This is a genomic window from Streptomyces sp. NPDC101237 (assembly GCF_044767465.1).
In the GTDB taxonomy this organism is placed as follows: domain Bacteria; phylum Actinomycetota; class Actinomycetes; order Streptomycetales; family Streptomycetaceae; genus Streptomyces; species Streptomyces gramineus.
Map to the genome: position 1 here is coordinate 480203 of NZ_JBIWNY010000002.1, position 14404 is coordinate 494606.

14 protein-coding genes are annotated in these 14404 nt (G+C 73.5%); 7 read left to right on the plus strand and 7 right to left on the minus strand.

Going from position 1 to position 14404, the window contains the following annotated elements:
• The first annotated feature begins 41 nt into the window (after positions 1-41).
• Entirely contained in the window at positions 42-1010 is a 969-nt protein-coding gene (locus tag ACIRQ9_RS05275; RefSeq protein WP_404167307.1) for a DeoR/GlpR family DNA-binding transcription regulator, read from the plus strand.
• Between the two features lie 11 nt (positions 1011-1021).
• On the opposite strand, the gene ACIRQ9_RS05280 is transcribed toward ACIRQ9_RS05275, so the two are convergent.
• Together ACIRQ9_RS05280 and ACIRQ9_RS05285 are read right to left on the minus strand one after the other, a co-directional pair.
• Complete coding sequence (locus ACIRQ9_RS05280; RefSeq protein WP_404167309.1) at positions 1022-1645, minus strand: TetR/AcrR family transcriptional regulator; 624 nt, start codon at positions 1643-1645, stop codon at positions 1022-1024.
• 74 nt (positions 1646-1719) lie between these two features.
• Positions 1720-3492 carry a biotin carboxylase N-terminal domain-containing protein gene (locus ACIRQ9_RS05285; protein ID WP_351318606.1) on the minus strand — a complete coding sequence of 591 codons (1773 nt, stop codon included), beginning with the start codon at positions 3490-3492 and terminating at the stop codon, positions 1720-1722.
• Positions 3493-3867: 375 nt separating this feature from the next.
• Here ACIRQ9_RS05285 and ACIRQ9_RS05290 point away from each other — a divergent pair, with 375 nt between their 5' ends.
• Positions 3868-4422 carry a hypothetical protein gene (locus tag ACIRQ9_RS05290; RefSeq protein WP_404167311.1) on the plus strand — a complete coding sequence of 185 codons (555 nt, stop codon included), beginning with the start codon at positions 3868-3870 and terminating at the stop codon, positions 4420-4422.
• Here ACIRQ9_RS05290 and ACIRQ9_RS05295 read toward each other — a convergent pair.
• The 4 genes from ACIRQ9_RS05295 to ACIRQ9_RS05310 all read right to left on the minus strand — a co-directional run bounded on the left by ACIRQ9_RS05295 (position 4394) and on the right by ACIRQ9_RS05310 (position 7115).
• Positions 4394-4996 carry a Maf family protein gene (locus ACIRQ9_RS05295; protein ID WP_404167313.1) on the minus strand — a complete coding sequence of 201 codons (603 nt, stop codon included), beginning with the start codon at positions 4994-4996 and terminating at the stop codon, positions 4394-4396. The genes ACIRQ9_RS05290 and ACIRQ9_RS05295 overlap by 29 nt on opposite strands.
• Positions 4997-5015: 19 nt before the next feature.
• The gene (gene mmpB / locus ACIRQ9_RS05300; protein WP_362643935.1) at positions 5016-5144 is read right to left on the minus strand and encodes a morphogenic membrane protein MmpB; all 129 of its coding nucleotides are present in this window, start codon (positions 5142-5144) and stop codon (positions 5016-5018) included.
• Positions 5145-5300: 156 nt separating this feature from the next.
• On the minus strand, positions 5301-5510 hold the full coding sequence (locus tag ACIRQ9_RS05305) for an acyl-CoA carboxylase epsilon subunit (protein ID WP_351318614.1): 210 nt from the start codon (positions 5508-5510) through the stop codon (positions 5301-5303).
• A gap of 9 nt (positions 5511-5519) precedes the next feature.
• Positions 5520-7115 (minus strand): acyl-CoA carboxylase subunit beta, encoded by a 1596-nt coding sequence (locus ACIRQ9_RS05310; RefSeq protein ID WP_404167316.1) that lies wholly within the window; start codon positions 7113-7115, stop codon positions 5520-5522.
• A gap of 110 nt (positions 7116-7225) precedes the next feature.
• On the opposite strand from ACIRQ9_RS05310, the gene ACIRQ9_RS05315 reads away from it, so the two are divergent.
• Together ACIRQ9_RS05315 and ACIRQ9_RS05320 are read left to right on the plus strand one after the other, a co-directional pair.
• On the plus strand, positions 7226-8092 hold the full coding sequence (locus tag ACIRQ9_RS05315; RefSeq protein WP_404167318.1) for a biotin--[acetyl-CoA-carboxylase] ligase: 867 nt from the start codon (positions 7226-7228) through the stop codon (positions 8090-8092).
• 556 nt (positions 8093-8648) lie between these two features.
• Positions 8649-9764, plus strand: coding sequence for an adenylate/guanylate cyclase domain-containing protein (locus ACIRQ9_RS05320; RefSeq protein WP_404167320.1), 1116 nt, complete (start codon positions 8649-8651; stop codon positions 9762-9764).
• A 44-nt stretch (positions 9765-9808) separates the two neighbouring features.
• Here the strand turns inward: ACIRQ9_RS05320 and ACIRQ9_RS05325 are convergent, their stop codons facing one another.
• The gene (locus ACIRQ9_RS05325) at positions 9809-10444 is read right to left on the minus strand and encodes a hypothetical protein (RefSeq protein ID WP_404167322.1); all 636 of its coding nucleotides are present in this window, start codon (positions 10442-10444) and stop codon (positions 9809-9811) included.
• A 215-nt stretch (positions 10445-10659) separates the two neighbouring features.
• On the opposite strand from ACIRQ9_RS05325, the gene ACIRQ9_RS05330 reads away from it, so the two are divergent.
• The 3 genes from ACIRQ9_RS05330 to hutH all read left to right on the plus strand — a co-directional run bounded on the left by ACIRQ9_RS05330 (position 10660) and on the right by hutH (position 14368).
• Positions 10660-11454: an enoyl-CoA hydratase/isomerase family protein gene (locus ACIRQ9_RS05330; RefSeq protein WP_404167324.1), complete on the plus strand. Its 795-nt coding sequence runs from the start codon at positions 10660-10662 to the stop codon at positions 11452-11454.
• Between the two features lie 106 nt (positions 11455-11560).
• The gene (locus ACIRQ9_RS05335; protein WP_404167326.1) at positions 11561-12703 is read left to right on the plus strand and encodes a diguanylate cyclase domain-containing protein; all 1143 of its coding nucleotides are present in this window, start codon (positions 11561-11563) and stop codon (positions 12701-12703) included.
• Positions 12704-12829: 126 nt separating this feature from the next.
• Positions 12830-14368: a histidine ammonia-lyase gene (hutH, locus tag ACIRQ9_RS05340; RefSeq protein ID WP_404167538.1), complete on the plus strand. Its 1539-nt coding sequence runs from the start codon at positions 12830-12832 to the stop codon at positions 14366-14368.
• Positions 14369-14404: the final 36 nt, after the last annotated feature.

Here is a 14404-nt window from a genome sequence, read left to right on the forward strand (position 1 = left end):
ACTGCTGAAACCAGACGGTCGTTGGGGTTACTGTCAGTTTCGTGTTCGCTGCAGAACGTCGTCAATTGATCCTCGAAATGGTGCGCGCGAACGGGGCCGTATCGCTCCGTGAGCTCGCCCGCGTCGTCCAGACCTCAGAAGTGACCGTACGGCGGGACGTGCGCGCACTGGAGGCAGAAGGACTCCTCGACCGCCGGCATGGCGGTGCGGTATTGCCGGGCGGGTTCACGCGGGAGTCCGGCTTTCCGCAGAAGTCACATCTCGCGACCGCCGAAAAGACGGCCATCGCCGATCTCGCCGCGAGCCTCGTCGAAGAAGGCGAGGCCATCGTGGTCGGGGCGGGTACCACCACCCAGGAACTCGCGCGCCGCCTGGCGCGCGTGCCCGGACTCACCGTCGTCACCAATTCCCTGCTCGTGGCGCAGGCGTTGGCCCACGCCAACCGCGTGGAGGTCGTGATGACCGGCGGCACCCTGCGCGGGTCCAACTACGCCCTCGTCGGCTCCGGCGCGGAGCAGTCCCTCCAGGGGCTGCGCGTGTCCAAGGCCTTCCTGTCGGGCAGCGGCCTGACGGCCGAGCGGGGTCTGTCCACGTCCAACATGCTGTCGGCGTCCGTCGACCGGGCGCTGGTGCAGGCCGCCGCGGAGGTGGTCGTCCTCGCCGACCACACCAAGCTCGGTACGGACACCATGTTCCAGACCGTGCCGACGGACGTCATCACCCGCCTGGTGACCGACGAGCCGCCCGCTCACGACGACCGCGCCGGCACGGAGCTCCAGGCCCTCGCCGATCAGGGGGTGCAGATCGCCGTGGCCGGGGCGTCGGGAAGCCCGGGGGGTGATCAGGTCCCGGCGCGGCAGCAACAGCATCAACAGCGTCGGGACGTCTCTCTTCCGGGACCGCGCCGGGGCCAGGTGCCCGGGGCGGGGCTGCGGTCGGCTTCGATGCTGAACGGGGAACCGCCGGCGGGAAGCGAGCGCGGCCGGGTCGCCGACATGCGGCGGCGCTGAGCGCAGGGCGCCTAGTCGCCGGACCGGTCCGGTCGCCGCACGGGACCGCCGTGGCCGGTCGCGTGGTCCTCCGCGTCCCTGGGCCGCTCCGGCTTGAGCCCGTTCAGGGCGAGGGCCAGCAGGCGGTCCGTCAGATCCGCGTCTTCGGGTGACTCCTCCACTGCCAGGGCGATGGCGTGGGTGAGTTGCAGCAGGTCGGCGATCCGTACGCCCGCACGCACCGTCCCGGCTGCCTGCGCGCGGGTCAGCAGGGCCGCGCCGGCCTCCCGCATCGGAGTGCCGCAGCGGGCCAGCGCCGAGGCCGGGTCGGCCGAGGACGCCGACATCAGGGCCCGGGACAGACCCCGGTAGGCCGCCGTGCTGGTGACCACCTCGTGCAGCCAGGTCAGCAGGGCCCGGTACGGGTCGGGAGCGGACTGCAATTCCTCGGCCCTGGCAAGGAGTTCGTTCACCGCGTCCTCGAAGACCGCGCTCATCAGCGCGTGCCGGTTCGGGAAGTGGCGGTACAGGGTGCCGATGCCCACGCCCGCCCGGCGGGCCACGTCCTCCAGCGAGGCGTCGGTGCCGTGCTCGGCGAAGACCGTACGGGCCTCGGCGAGCAGCCGGTCGTGGTTGCGGCGGGCGTCGGCACGCATGGGCCGTTCCAGAACGTCGGGTGCCCGGCGAACGGACGGCTGCCGTTCGCCGGGCGATGCGGACCGGGGCGTCGTCAGTCCTTGATCTCGCAGATCACGGCGCCCGAGGTGAGGGACGCGCCGACCTCGGCGGCCAGGCCCTTGATGGTGCCCGCCTTGTGCGCGTTCAGCGGCTGCTCCATCTTCATGGCCTCCAGGACGACGATCAGGTCGCCCTCCTTGACCTCCTGGCCCTCCTCGACCGCGATCTTGACGATCGTGCCCTGCATGGGCGAGGCGAGGGTGTCACCGGAGGCGACCGGGCCGGACTTCTTCGCGGCGCGGCGCTTGGGCCGGGCACCCGCGGCGAGGCCGGTGCGGGCCAGGCTCATGCCCAGCGACGACGGGAGGGAGACCTCGAGACGCTTGCCGCCGACCTCGACGACGACCGTCTCACGGCCGGCCTCCTCGTCCGCCTCGGTGTCGGCCGGGGCGGCGAAGGGCTTGATCTCGTTGACGAACTCCGTCTCGATCCAGCGGGTGTGGACCGTGAAGGGGTCCGCCGAGCCGGTCAGCTCCGGAGCGAACGCCGGGTCACGGACGACCACGCGGTGGAACGGGATGGCCGTGGCCATGCCCTCGACCTGGAACTCGTCCAGGGCGCGGGCGGCCCGCTCCAGGGCCTCCTTGCGGGTGCGGCCGGTGACGATCAGCTTGGCCAGCAGGGAGTCCCAGGCCGGGCCGATGACCGAGCCGGCCTCCACGCCCGCGTCCAGGCGGACACCGGGGCCCGACGGCGCGTCGAACACGGTGACGGCACCGGGGGCGGGCAGGAAGTTGCGTCCCGGGTCCTCGCCGTTGATGCGGAACTCGAACGAATGACCGCGCAGCTCGGGGTCGTCGTAGCCGAGTTCCTCGCCGTCGGCGATCCGGAACATCTCGCGGACCAGGTCGATGCCGGCGACCTCCTCGGTCACCGGGTGCTCGACCTGGAGCCGGGTGTTGACCTCCAGGAAGGAGATCGTGCCGTCCTGGCCGACCAGGAACTCGCAGGTGCCGGCGCCCTCGTAGGCGGCCTCCTTGAGGATGGCCTTGGAGGCGCGGTACAGCTCCGCCATCTGGGCGTCGGACAGGAAGGGGGCCGGGGCCTCCTCCACGAGCTTCTGGTGGCGGCGCTGGAGCGAGCAGTCACGCGTGGACACGACGACCACGTTGCCGTGCTTGTCGGCCAGGCACTGCGTCTCCACGTGCCGCGGCCGGTCCAGGTAGCGCTCCACGAAGCACTCCCCGCGCCCGAAGGCGGCCACCGCCTCACGGACGGCGGAGTCGTACAGCTCCGGCACCTCTTCGAGGGTGCGGGCGACCTTCAGCCCGCGCCCGCCGCCGCCGAAGGCGGCCTTGATGGCGATCGGCAGGCCGTGCTCCTCCGCGAAGGCCACGACCTCGTCCGAGCCCGAGACCGGGTCCGGGGTGCCGGCGACCAGCGGCGCGCCGGCGCGCTGGGCGATGTGCCGGGCGGCGACCTTGTCGCCGAGGTCGCGGATGGCCTGCGGCGGCGGCCCGATCCAGGTCAGGCCCGCGTCCAGCACGGCCTGGGCGAACTCCGCGTTCTCGGACAGAAAACCGTAGCCCGGGTGGACGGCGTCGGCCCCCGCCTCGCGTGCCGCGTTCAGGACCTTGTCGATGTCCAGGTAACTGGTGGCCGGGGTGTCACCGCCCAGGGCGAACGCCTCATCCGCGGCGCGGACATGCAGAGCGTCCCGGTCCGGATCCGCGTAGACGGCCACGCTCGCGATCCCAGCGTCCCGGCAGGCCCGGGCCACGCGGACAGCGATTTCGCCACGGTTGGCGATGAGCACCTTGCGCACGATTGAGGCTCCCTCCTTGAAACAAGCCGAGTTTAGGGAAGGCCGACACGGCACATCGACCCGTCCCCAATGGTGAGCTTGCCCACACGGAGCGTGATGCGAGGCTCGCCCGACCCGCGAAAGCCCTTGTCGCACCGAGGTACGCAGGACTCCTTCGGAAAACCCTAGCCCCGCGATGTGCTCAAGGTCTCTGTGAGAGCGTGCCGCGCCCCACAGTGTTTCTTTGTCGAGTCCCTACGAATGGCCCAACGAATCTTTGCCGACGCCCGGCCCCTTGTCCCCGGGTTTACCCGTTAGTAGCGTTCGCGATGTCTTGAACGTACTTCAAGTAACAGCGGCTCTCGGCGGGTCGTGACCGAAAGTGGGTGGGGGCCGGTGGTGCGCAGACCGGTGGCGTGGGTCGTGGCGGTCGTACTCCTGGCGGAGGCGTTCGGCGTCGCCGCGCTCAACTGGTTCATGGGAGTGGTGGTCGACCGTCAGGACATGTCCCTGGCCGGGCTCGACCCCCACCACATGTCGGTGACGGCGAAGATCGGCGCCGTCGTCTTCGGCCTCTACTTCGCCCTGTGTGCCCTGGTGGCCCTGCTGGTGGCGATACGCGACCGGGCGCCCGCCGGCCTCGGCCGGATCCTGCTGGTCAGCGTCGCGGTCGTGCACGGCCTGCTGGGCGCCGTGGCCTGGGGCCTGATCGGCTGGCGCGCGTTCCTGTTCATGGTGGTCGTCCTCGCCCTCGTCGTGCTGCTGTTGATGACGTACGACCGTGCGGAGGGCGCCGGGGCGGCCGCGGGCGGCGGCGCGGGTCACAGCCCGGCGGACGACGGTACGCGGCCCGAGCCCGCGCCGCAGCCGCAGCCGGAACCGGAACCGGAACCGAGAAAGGACACGCCGGCCGCCGGAGCGGTCACTCCGCCGGCGCCCACAACTCCGTGATGCCGGTGCCCAGCTCCCCGAGCAGGCGTCGGACCAGCGGCAGGCTGATGCCGATCACGTTGCCGTGGTCGCCCTCGATGCCGTCGATGAACGGGGCGCTGCGGCCGTCCAGGGTGAACGCGCCCGCCACGTAGAGGGGTTCGCCGGAGGCGACGTACGCGGCGACCTCCGCGTCGGTGGGCCGGCCGAACCGGACGACGGTGGAGGCGATGGCCGACACGTGCCGGTTGCTCGCCGTGTCCCACACGCAGTGCCCGGTCTGCAGGGTCCCGGCCCGGCCGCGCATCGCCTGCCAGCGGGCGGTCGCCTCCGCGGCGTCCGCGGGCTTGCCGAGCGCCTGGCCGTCGAGGTCCAGCACGGAGTCGCAGCCGATCACGAGCGCGCCCTGGACGTCGGGGCGGGCGGCGACCACGGACGCCTTGGCCTCCGCGAGGGCCAGGGCCAGTTCCGCCGGGGTGGGGGCGGTGACGGCGTCCTCGTCGACACCGCTGACGATCACCTCGGGTGCCAGACCCGCCTGGCGCAGCAGATTGAGCCGGGCGGGGGACTGGGAGGCGAGGACGAGTCGGCGCATGGCGTCAGCCTAGTGGCTGCTATCCGACCCCCAGCACGATCATCAGCAGCAGCATGACCACGGCCAGGAAGACGCCGAGCCGCCGGAGGGTGTGCTGCATGTCCTGCAGGTCCTTCGGCGGCTCGTCTTCGGGGTCCGACCAGAGCATGCCACCAGCGTGGGGCCCGGCCCGGTCGGGGCGCCTGAGTAGCCGTACTCAAATCGGCGCCGTGGGCTTCTCCTCGGGGCGCGGTTCCTCCCCGGCCTTCGGCGGGGACGCCCCTGGTCCTTTGGGGCTAGCCCGGCCAGTAGGTGTCCTTTGCCGCTAGCCCGGCCAGTAGGTGCGGGTCCACGCGGTCGGGCCCGGGTGCGGGAGCCGCTGCCGGGCGATGCGGGACGGGTCGGACCAGGCGGCCCGCGCGGCCGGGCCGCCCGACGGGGCGGCCGCCGCGGCAGCCGCCCGCGCCCTGACCACCGCCAGGGCGGCGGCCAGCTCCTCCGGGGTCGGGTTGCCCCGTATGACCTTGATCGTCACAGCGGCTCCTTAGAGGGGGATGTTGCCGTGCTTCTTCGGCGGCAGGGACTCGCGCTTGGTGCGGAGCTGGCGCAGGCCCCGTACGACGTGCCGGCGGGTGTCCGACGGCATGACCACCGCGTCGATGTAGCCGCGTTCGGCGGCCGTGTAGGGGTTGAGGAGGTGGTCCTCGTACTCCTGGATCAGGCGGGCGCGGACGGCCTCGACGTCCTCTCCGGCCGCCTCCGCCTCGGCGATGGTGCGGCGGTGCAGGATGTTGACGGCGCCCTGGGCGCCCATGACGGCGATCTGGGCGGTCGGCCAGGCCAGGTTGAGGTCGGCACCCAGGTGCTTGGAGCCCATGACGTCGTAGGCGCCGCCGAAGGCCTTGCGGGTGATGACGGTGATCAGCGGCACCGTCGCCTCGGCGTAGGCGTAGATGAGCTTGGCGCCGCGGCGGATGATGCCGTCGTGCTCCTGGTCGACGCCGGGAAGGAAGCCGGGGACGTCGACGAAGGTGATGACCGGGACGTTGAAGGCGTCGCAGGTGCGGACGAAGCGGGCCGCCTTCTCGCTCGCCTTGATGTCGAGGCAGCCCGCGAACTGCATCGGCTGGTTGGCGACGATGCCGACCGGGTGCCCCTCGACACGGCCGAAGCCGGTGACGATGTTCGGCGCGAACAGGGCCTGCGTCTCGAAGAACTCGCCGTCGTCGAGAACGTGTTCGATCACCGTGTGGATGTCGTACGGCTGGTTCGCGCTGTCCGGGACCAGGGTGTCCAGCTCGCGGTCCTCGTCGGTGACCGACAGCTCGGCCTCCTCGGGGAAGACCGGGGCCTCGGAGAGGTTGTTGGACGGCAGGTAGGACAGCAGCTGCTTGATGTACTCGATGGCGTCCTTCTCGTCGCCGGCCATGTGGTGGGCCACGCCGGAGAACGAGTTGTGGGTACGGGCGCCGCCCAGCTCCTCGAAGCCGACGTCCTCGCCGGTGACCGTCTTGATGACGTCCGGGCCGGTGATGAACATGTGCGATGTCTGGTCGACCATGATCGTGAAGTCGGTGATGGCCGGGGAGTACACGGCGCCACCGGCGCAGGGGCCCACGACGAGGCTGATCTGCGGGATCACGCCGCTCGCGTGCGTGTTGCGGCGGAAGATCTCGCCGTACGCGCCCAGCGAGGCGACGCCCTCCTGGATCCGGGCGCCGCCGGAGTCGTTGATGCCGATGACCGGGCAGCCGGTCTTCAGGGCGAAGTCCATCACCTTGACGATCTTCTGGCCGTAGACCTCGCCGAGGGCGCCGCCGAAGACGGTGAAGTCCTGCGAGAAGACGGCGATCGGACGGCCGTCCACCGTGCCGTATCCGGTGACCACGCCGTCGCCGTACGGGCGGTTCCTCTCCAGGCCGAAGTCGGTGGAACGGTGGCGGGTGAACTCGTCCAGTTCGACGAAGGACCCCTCGTCGAGCAGCAGCTCGATCCGCTCACGGGCCGTCAACTTGCCCTTGGCGTGCTGCTTTTCGACGGCACGCTCCGAACCGGCGTGTGTCGCCTCGTGGACACGGCGCTGGAGATCCGCGAGCTTCCCCGCGGTCGTGTGGATGTCGATCTCTTCCGGCTCGGACATCGGGATGCGGCTCCCTGCCTGCTCAAAAGGGGGGACGGTTACTCATCCGTAGCGTAGTGGGGCACCTACCAAACGGCAGTGCGGCGTACGACACACCTAGGGTGGCTTGCATGACGCCGCGAGATGCAGCAGACGAGAACAACAATCGCTGGTCCGACCTGGACCGTCCACCGCTCGGCGCGGCGGGACTGCGCAGGTCCCTGGTGCGGGACGGCGGTCTGTACCGCGACGTCGAGGTGGTGGCGCGCACCGGCTCCACCAATTCCGACCTGGTGGCGCGGGCCGCGGCGGGGGGCGCCCCCGAGGGCGTCGTCCTCGTCGCCGAGGAACAGACGTCCGGACGGGGACGGCTGGACCGCAGGTGGACGGCGCCGCCCCGCTCGGGCCTGTTCTTCTCGGTGCTGCTGAGGCCGGCCGGCGTGCCGGTGGCCCGCTGGGGCTGGCTGCCGCTGCTGACCGGCGTGGCGGTGGCGACCGGCCTGGCGCGGGTGGCCGGTGTCGACACGGCCCTGAAGTGGCCCAACGACCTGCTGGTCACCGTCGGCGGCGAGGAGCGCAAGGCCGGCGGCATCCTCGCGGAGCGGGCCGGCGAGGACGCCGTGGTGGTGGGCGTCGGCATCAACGTCTCGCTCGGCGCGGCGGAGCTGCCGGTGCCGCAGGCCGGGTCGCTGGCGCTGGCCGGGGCGGGGAGCACGGACCGCGATCCGCTGCTGCGGGCCGTGCTGCGGTCGCTGGAGGACTGGTACGGCCGCTGGCGCGACGCGGACGGCGATCCGGCGGCCAGCGGTCTCCAGGAGACGTACGCGGCCGGCTGCGCGACGCTCGGCCGGACGGTCCGGGCCGAGCTGCCGGGCGACCGGGCGCTGGTGGGCGAGGCGGTGGCGATCGACGGCGACGGACGACTGGTGATCGCCACGAAGGACGGCGTCCAGGAGCCGGTGGGAGCGGGCGACATCGTCCACTTGCGACCGGCGTGAGGACAGGGGCGGGTGGCGTGAGGACAGGGGCGGATGCCGGGGGTGCCGAGGGTGCAGGGAGTGGCGGGGCGCCGGGAGTGCCGGAGCGCCGGGGGTGTTCGGTCGACCGGAGCGACTGCGGCGGCTGAAGCGACTGGGCGGTCCCGGTCGGTCCGGAGCTGACTGGGGTGGCCTGACGGCCCGGTCGGTCCGGAGCTGATTGGGGTGGCCGGACGGCCCGGTCGGTCCGGAGCTGGCTGGGGTGGCCGGACGGCCCCGGCGTCCACCGTCCCCAGCGCCTACCGCCCCGGCCCGAACCGTCCCCGGCGCCTACTGCCCCGGCCCGCACCGTCTGCGTCCACCTCGCCCTGCGGCCGCCTGCGCGACCCCGCCGGTCCGCGCCCCCGAAGCGCACGGTGAACGGTGCCGCGGGCGTCCGCTCGCCCGCACCCGCACCCGGACCCCGACCGCCCGCCACCTCGGTCTCGGCCCACCTCACGAAGTGAGGTACCGCACACCTGCCGTAGAGTTGAGGCCGGTCGGTATGCGACCGCGGCAGATCGGAAGGGCAGCAGGCGTGACCGTCGACGACACGGGCTCCGGCGAGGGCGCGGACGCCGCCGACTCCGGCGAGGACCCGCTCGCCCTGCGCCTCGAAGGCCTGATCCTCGGTGCCGAGCGCCGCTACACCCCGTTCCAGGCGGCGCGCAGCGCCGGTGTCTCCATGGAGCTGGCGTCGAGGTTCTGGCGGGCCATGGGCTTCGCCGACATCGGGCAGGCCAAGGCGCTCACCGAGGCCGACGTGCTGGCCCTGCGCCGGCTCGCCGGTCTCGTCGAGGCGGGCCTGCTCAGCGAGGCGATGGCCGTGCAGGTGGCCCGCTCGACCGGGCAGACCACCGCCCGTCTGGCGGAGTGGCAGATGGATTCCTTCCTGGAGGGCCTGACCGAGCCCCCGGAGCCGGGCATGACCCGCACCGAGGTCACCTACCCGATCGTCGAACTGCTCCTGCCCGAGCTGGAGGAGTTCCTGGTCTACGTCTGGCGCCGGCAGCTCGCCGCGTCGGCCGGCCGGGTCGTGCAGTCGGCCGACGACGAGGAGATGGTCGACCGGCGCCTGGCCGTCGGCTTCGCCGACCTCGTCGGGTTCACCCGGCTGACCCGCCGCATGGAGGAGGAGGAACTCGGCGAGCTGGTCGAGGCCTTCGAGACCACCGCCGCCGACCTGGTCGCGGCCCGCGGCGGCCGGCTCATCAAGACCCTCGGCGACGAGGTCCTGTACGCCGCCGACGACGCGGGCACGGCCGCCGACATCGCGCTGCGCCTGGTGGAGACCATGGCGCACGACGAGACGATGCCGGAGCTGCGCGTCGGCATGGCCTTCGGCACCGTGACCACCCGCATGGGCGATGTCTTCGGCACGACCGTGAACCTCGCCTCCCGGCTGACCTCCATAGCCCCGCGGGACGCCGTCCTCGTCGACTCGGCGTTCGCCGAGGAACTGATCCGCTCCGGGGAGGCGCCCGCCTCGGAGGCGGAGGCCGCCGAAGCCGCGGCCACCGCCGAGAAAGAGGGCGAGGAACCGCCGACGTACCGCTTCGCGCTCCAGCCCATGTGGCAGCGCCCGGTGCGCGGCCTGGGCGTGGTGGAGCCGTGGCTGCTCACCCGCCGGGAGGGCCCGCCGGGCGCACCGTGACCCGCGCGTCGCACGCCCCGGGCGGACGCCCCTGGCGGCCGTCCTCAGGGGATGACGCACAGACCGATGATCGGGACGCACAGGCCCGGATCGGCGGGAGCGGACGGCTGAGGCGCCGGAGCGGGCGTCGCGGGAGGCGCAGGGCGGGTCGGTGTCGGGCTCGGACGCGGGGCGGCCGGGGGCGCCGGCGGGTTCGGTGACTCGGGGATCGTGGTCGTGCCCGGGGTGGCGTGCGCGGCGGGCGGGACCGCCACGGCCGTGGACCCGGAGGTGGCAGCCGTGGCCGGTGAGCCGTTCGGACCGCCGGGCGGCGAGGTCGGGGAGGCGCTCACCCGGGGGAGGGTGGTGGCGCTCGCGACGGTGACGGCGGCGGGGGCCGACGGGCCCGCAGCGGTACCGGGACCCGGCCGCGGCACCGCCTCGGCGGCACCGGGACCGCCCGGCGCCGGCTCGACGCCGACCCGGACCAGACTCAGCGCCCCGGCGGCCAGCGCGATCCCGCCCGCGACGAGCAGGACCCGGCGGCGCCGCGGACGACGGTGCCGCCCCCGCCGCCGATACCCGAACAGCCCCGCGCCCCCCGTGACGAGGGCGGGCCCCGGTGCCGGAACGATCCGCCCGGCCGGCTCCGCGCCCGTGGGGTCGGCGTCCTGCGTCGGCCGCGTCGATGTCTCGGTCATCTTGATCCCTCCCCGCCGCGCTCGCGCCCCCGATGCGCCGTGGCGAGCGCACGTTATGCGCTCCCTTGGGCGGTGCGACGGGAGTTGGGCGGGATGTCACTCGAACGGGTTGCCGGGCTTCGGTACGGGAACCGGACGGCCGCCCTTTCCCGTTCGCGGCTCGACTGCGATGATCGGACCCAGGCTGTTAACCCGCGTTAACCGGAGGATGTGTCGTGAGCGAGGAGCGCTACGGGGAGTTCGTGCTGGTTCGACGGCACGGCCAGGTCGCGGAGCTGGTGCTGGACCGGCCCAAGGCGATGAACGCGGTGTCGGCGGAGATGGCCCGCTCGATCGTGACCGCGTGCGCCGCGCTCGGCGCCGACCGGGAGGCCCGGGTGGTGGTGCTGACCTCCTCGCACGGGCGGGCGTTCTGCGTCGGCGCCGACCTCAAGGAGCGCAACTCCATGACCGACGCGGAGCTGGTCCGGGCCCGGCCGCTGTCGCGCGGGGCGTACACCGGCGTGCTGGAGCTGCCGATGCCGACCGTCGCCGCCGTGCACGGCTACGCGCTCGGCGGCGGCTTCGAGCTGGCGCTGTCCTGCGACGTGATCGTGGCCGACGGCACCGCCGTGGTGGGCCTGCCCGAGGTGTCGGTGGGCGTGATCCCGGGCGGCGGCGGCACGCAGCTGCTGCCCCGCCGGGTCGGCGCGGCCCGCGCGGCCGAGCTGATCTTCTCGGCGCGCCGGGTGGAGGCGCCGGAGGCGCACGCGCTGGGCCTGGTCGACCACCTGGTGGCGGAGGGCCGGGACCGGGAGGAGGCCCTGGCGCTGGCGGCCCGGATGGCCGCGAACTCGCCGGTGGGCCTGCGGGCGGCGAAGCGGGCGCTGCGGCTCGGGCAGGGACTGGACCTGAGGGCGGGCCTGGAGGTCGAGGACGCGGCCTGGCGGTCGGTGGCCTTCTCGGGAGACCGCGCGGAGGGTGTCGCGGCCTTCAACGAGAAGCGCAAGCCCGAGTGGCCGGGGGAGTGAGGCGGGCGGCCGTACCCGGCCGCGGACCGCGTCGGGGCGGGCCGTCGCAACACCTGTTCGCCGCACCAACGTCCCGAATGCACCAAAACCTCCCTAACCTGGAGTAATGGGTGAGGACATCCGGCTCGCCGCCGTCGTGGCGCTGGCCCAGGGCATGGCTGCGGCGCACACCCCTCGGGAGTGCTGGCACGCCGCGGCGGCCGGCGCCTGCCGGGCCCTGGACGGCAGTTTCGCCGCGCTCTCCGTCTGGGAGCGCGACCTGGGCCGGCTGCGGGTCCTGGTGAACGTCGGGCAGCGCGCCCCCGACGAGGAGGAGTTCCCGGAGGCCGAGGCCTACCCGGTCCACCAGTTCCCGGAGATCACCGAGTTCCTGCACGAGCGCTGGGCGGGCGGCGGCGGCCCCAACGCCTGGGTGGAGACGGCCGAGGGCACCGCTGCCGGCCGCCCCGGCTACTCGCACCGGCGGGTCGACGCCCTGCGCCGCAGGGGCCGCGGCTGCTGCCTGGTCGCGCCGGTGCTGCTGCACGGCAGGGCCTGGGGCGAGCTGTACATAGCCCGGGCCGTCCGGGCTCCCGTCTTCGCCCGCGGCGACGCCGACTTCGCCACCGTCCTGGCCTCGGTCGTCGCCGCCGGCATCGCCCAGACCGAGCGGCTTGAGGAGGCCCGGCGGCTGGCGTTCACCGACTCGCTCACCGGGCTCGCCAACCGCAGGGCCGTGGACGCCCACCTGGACGAGGCGATCGACCGGCACCGCGCGGACGGCACCGTGGTCAGCCTCGTCGTCTGCGACCTGAACGGGCTCAAGCGGGTCAACGACACCCAGGGGCACGCCGTCGGCGACCGCCTCCTCGAACGTTTCGGCTCGGTCCTGTCGCTGTGCGGGGCGATGCTCCCCGGCGCCCTCGCCGCGCGCCTCGGCGGGGACGAGTTCTGCCTGCTGGCGGTCGGCCCCCCGGCCGACGACGTGGTCGAGGCGGCCGACCAGCTCTGCCGCCGGGCCGGGCGGCTGGAGCTGGGGGAGGGGGTGGCATGCGGGGTGGCCTCGACCGCGGACCCGATCGGGCCGGTGCGCTCGGCCCGCCGCCTGTTCCGGCTCGCCGACGCCGCGCAGTACCGTGCCAAGGCGCTGCGCGCGGACCGGCCGGTGGTGGCCGGCCGGGAGGGCCCGGACGACCCCGTCCTGCGGCTGGCCGACGCGCCGCCCCGGGAACACGCCGAGCGGCGCAGCTTCCGGGGCCGCCGGCCGTGACCGTACGGCGGTACCCGCGACCGCGACCGGTGACCGTGACCTCGAAGTGACGAGGACGTAAGGGGCAACCCTGTACTCCACTAGTGACAGCGGCCGCTTTCACTGCGTACGCTCCTGAATATGGATATGCACACTGTGGTGGTGGGGACGTCCGGTGTCACCGCGTCCGACGTTCTCGCCGTGGCACGCGGCGGCGCCCGCGTCGAACTGTCGGCGGAGGCGGTCGCGGCCCTCGCGGCGGCCCGCGAGATCGTGGACGCGCTCGCGGCCAAGCCCGAGCCGGTCTACGGCGTCAGCACCGGCTTCGGCGCGCTCGCGAGCCGGCACATCAGCCCGGAGCTGCGCGCCCAGCTGCAGCGCAACATCGTGCGCTCGCACGCCGCCGGCATGGGCCCGCGGGTGGAGCGCGAGGTCGTACGGGCCCTGATGTTCCTGCGGCTGAAGACCGTCTGCTCCGGACACACCGGTGTGCGTCCCGAGGTCGCCCGGACCATGGCCGACGTGCTGAACGCCGGCATCACCCCGGTCGTCCACGAGTACGGCTCCCTCGGCTGCTCCGGCGACCTGGCCCCGCTGTCCCACTGCGCGCTCACGCTGATGGGGGAGGGTGACGCCGAGGGCCCGGACGGCGTCGTGCGCCCCGCCGGCGAACTGCTCGCCGAGCACGGGATCGCGCCCGTCGAACTGCGCGAGAAGGAGGGCCTCGCGCTCCTCAATGGCACCGACGGCATGCTCGGCATGCTGGTCATGGCCCTCGCCGACCTGGACATGCTCTACAAGTCCGCCGACGTCACCGCCGCGCTGAGCCTGGAGGCGCTGCTCGGCACGGACAGGGTGCTGGCCCCCGAGCTGCACGCGATCCGCCCGCACCCCGGCCAGGGCGACAGCGCCGCCAACATGCTCGCCGTGCTCAAGGGCTCCCAGCTCACCGGGCACCACCAGGACGACGCGCCGCGCGTCCAGGACGCCTACTCGGTGCGGTGCGCCCCGCAGGTCGCAGGCGCCGGGCGGGACACGCTCGCGCACGCGCGTCTGGTCGCCGAGCGGGAGCTGGCCGCGGCCGTCGACAACCCCGTGGTCCTCCCCGACGGGCGGGTCGAGTCCAACGGCAACTTCCACGGCGCGCCGGTCGCCTACGTCCTCGACTTCCTCGCCATCGCGGTCGCCGACCTCGGGTCCATCGCCGAGCGGCGGACCGACCGGCTGCTGGACAAGAACCGCAGCCACGGACTGCCGCCGTTCCTGGCGGACGACGCGGGCGTCGACTCGGGCCTGATGATCGCCCAGTACACGCAGGCGGCGCTGGTCAGCGAGCTGAAGCGGCTCGCCGTCCCGGCGTCGGCCGACTCGATCCCCTCCTCCGCGATGCAGGAGGACCACGTCTCCATGGGGTGGTCGGCGGCGCGCAAGCTGCGGACCGCCGTGGGCAATCTGGCGCGGATCATCGCCGTCGAGCTGTACGCGGCGTCCCGGGCGGTCGAGCTGCGCGAAGGGCTGACGCCGGCGCCGGCCTCCGCCGCCGTGATCGAGGCGGCGCGCGGCGCCGGGGTGCAGGGGCCCGGACCCGACCGGTTCCTGGCTCCCGACCTCGCCGCGGCGGAGGAGTTCGTGCGAAACGGCGCCCTGGTCCGGGCGGCCGAGAAGGTGACCGGACCGCTGCGGTAGACCGCCGGGCACGGGTGCGCGGGGGCCGCTCGCGCG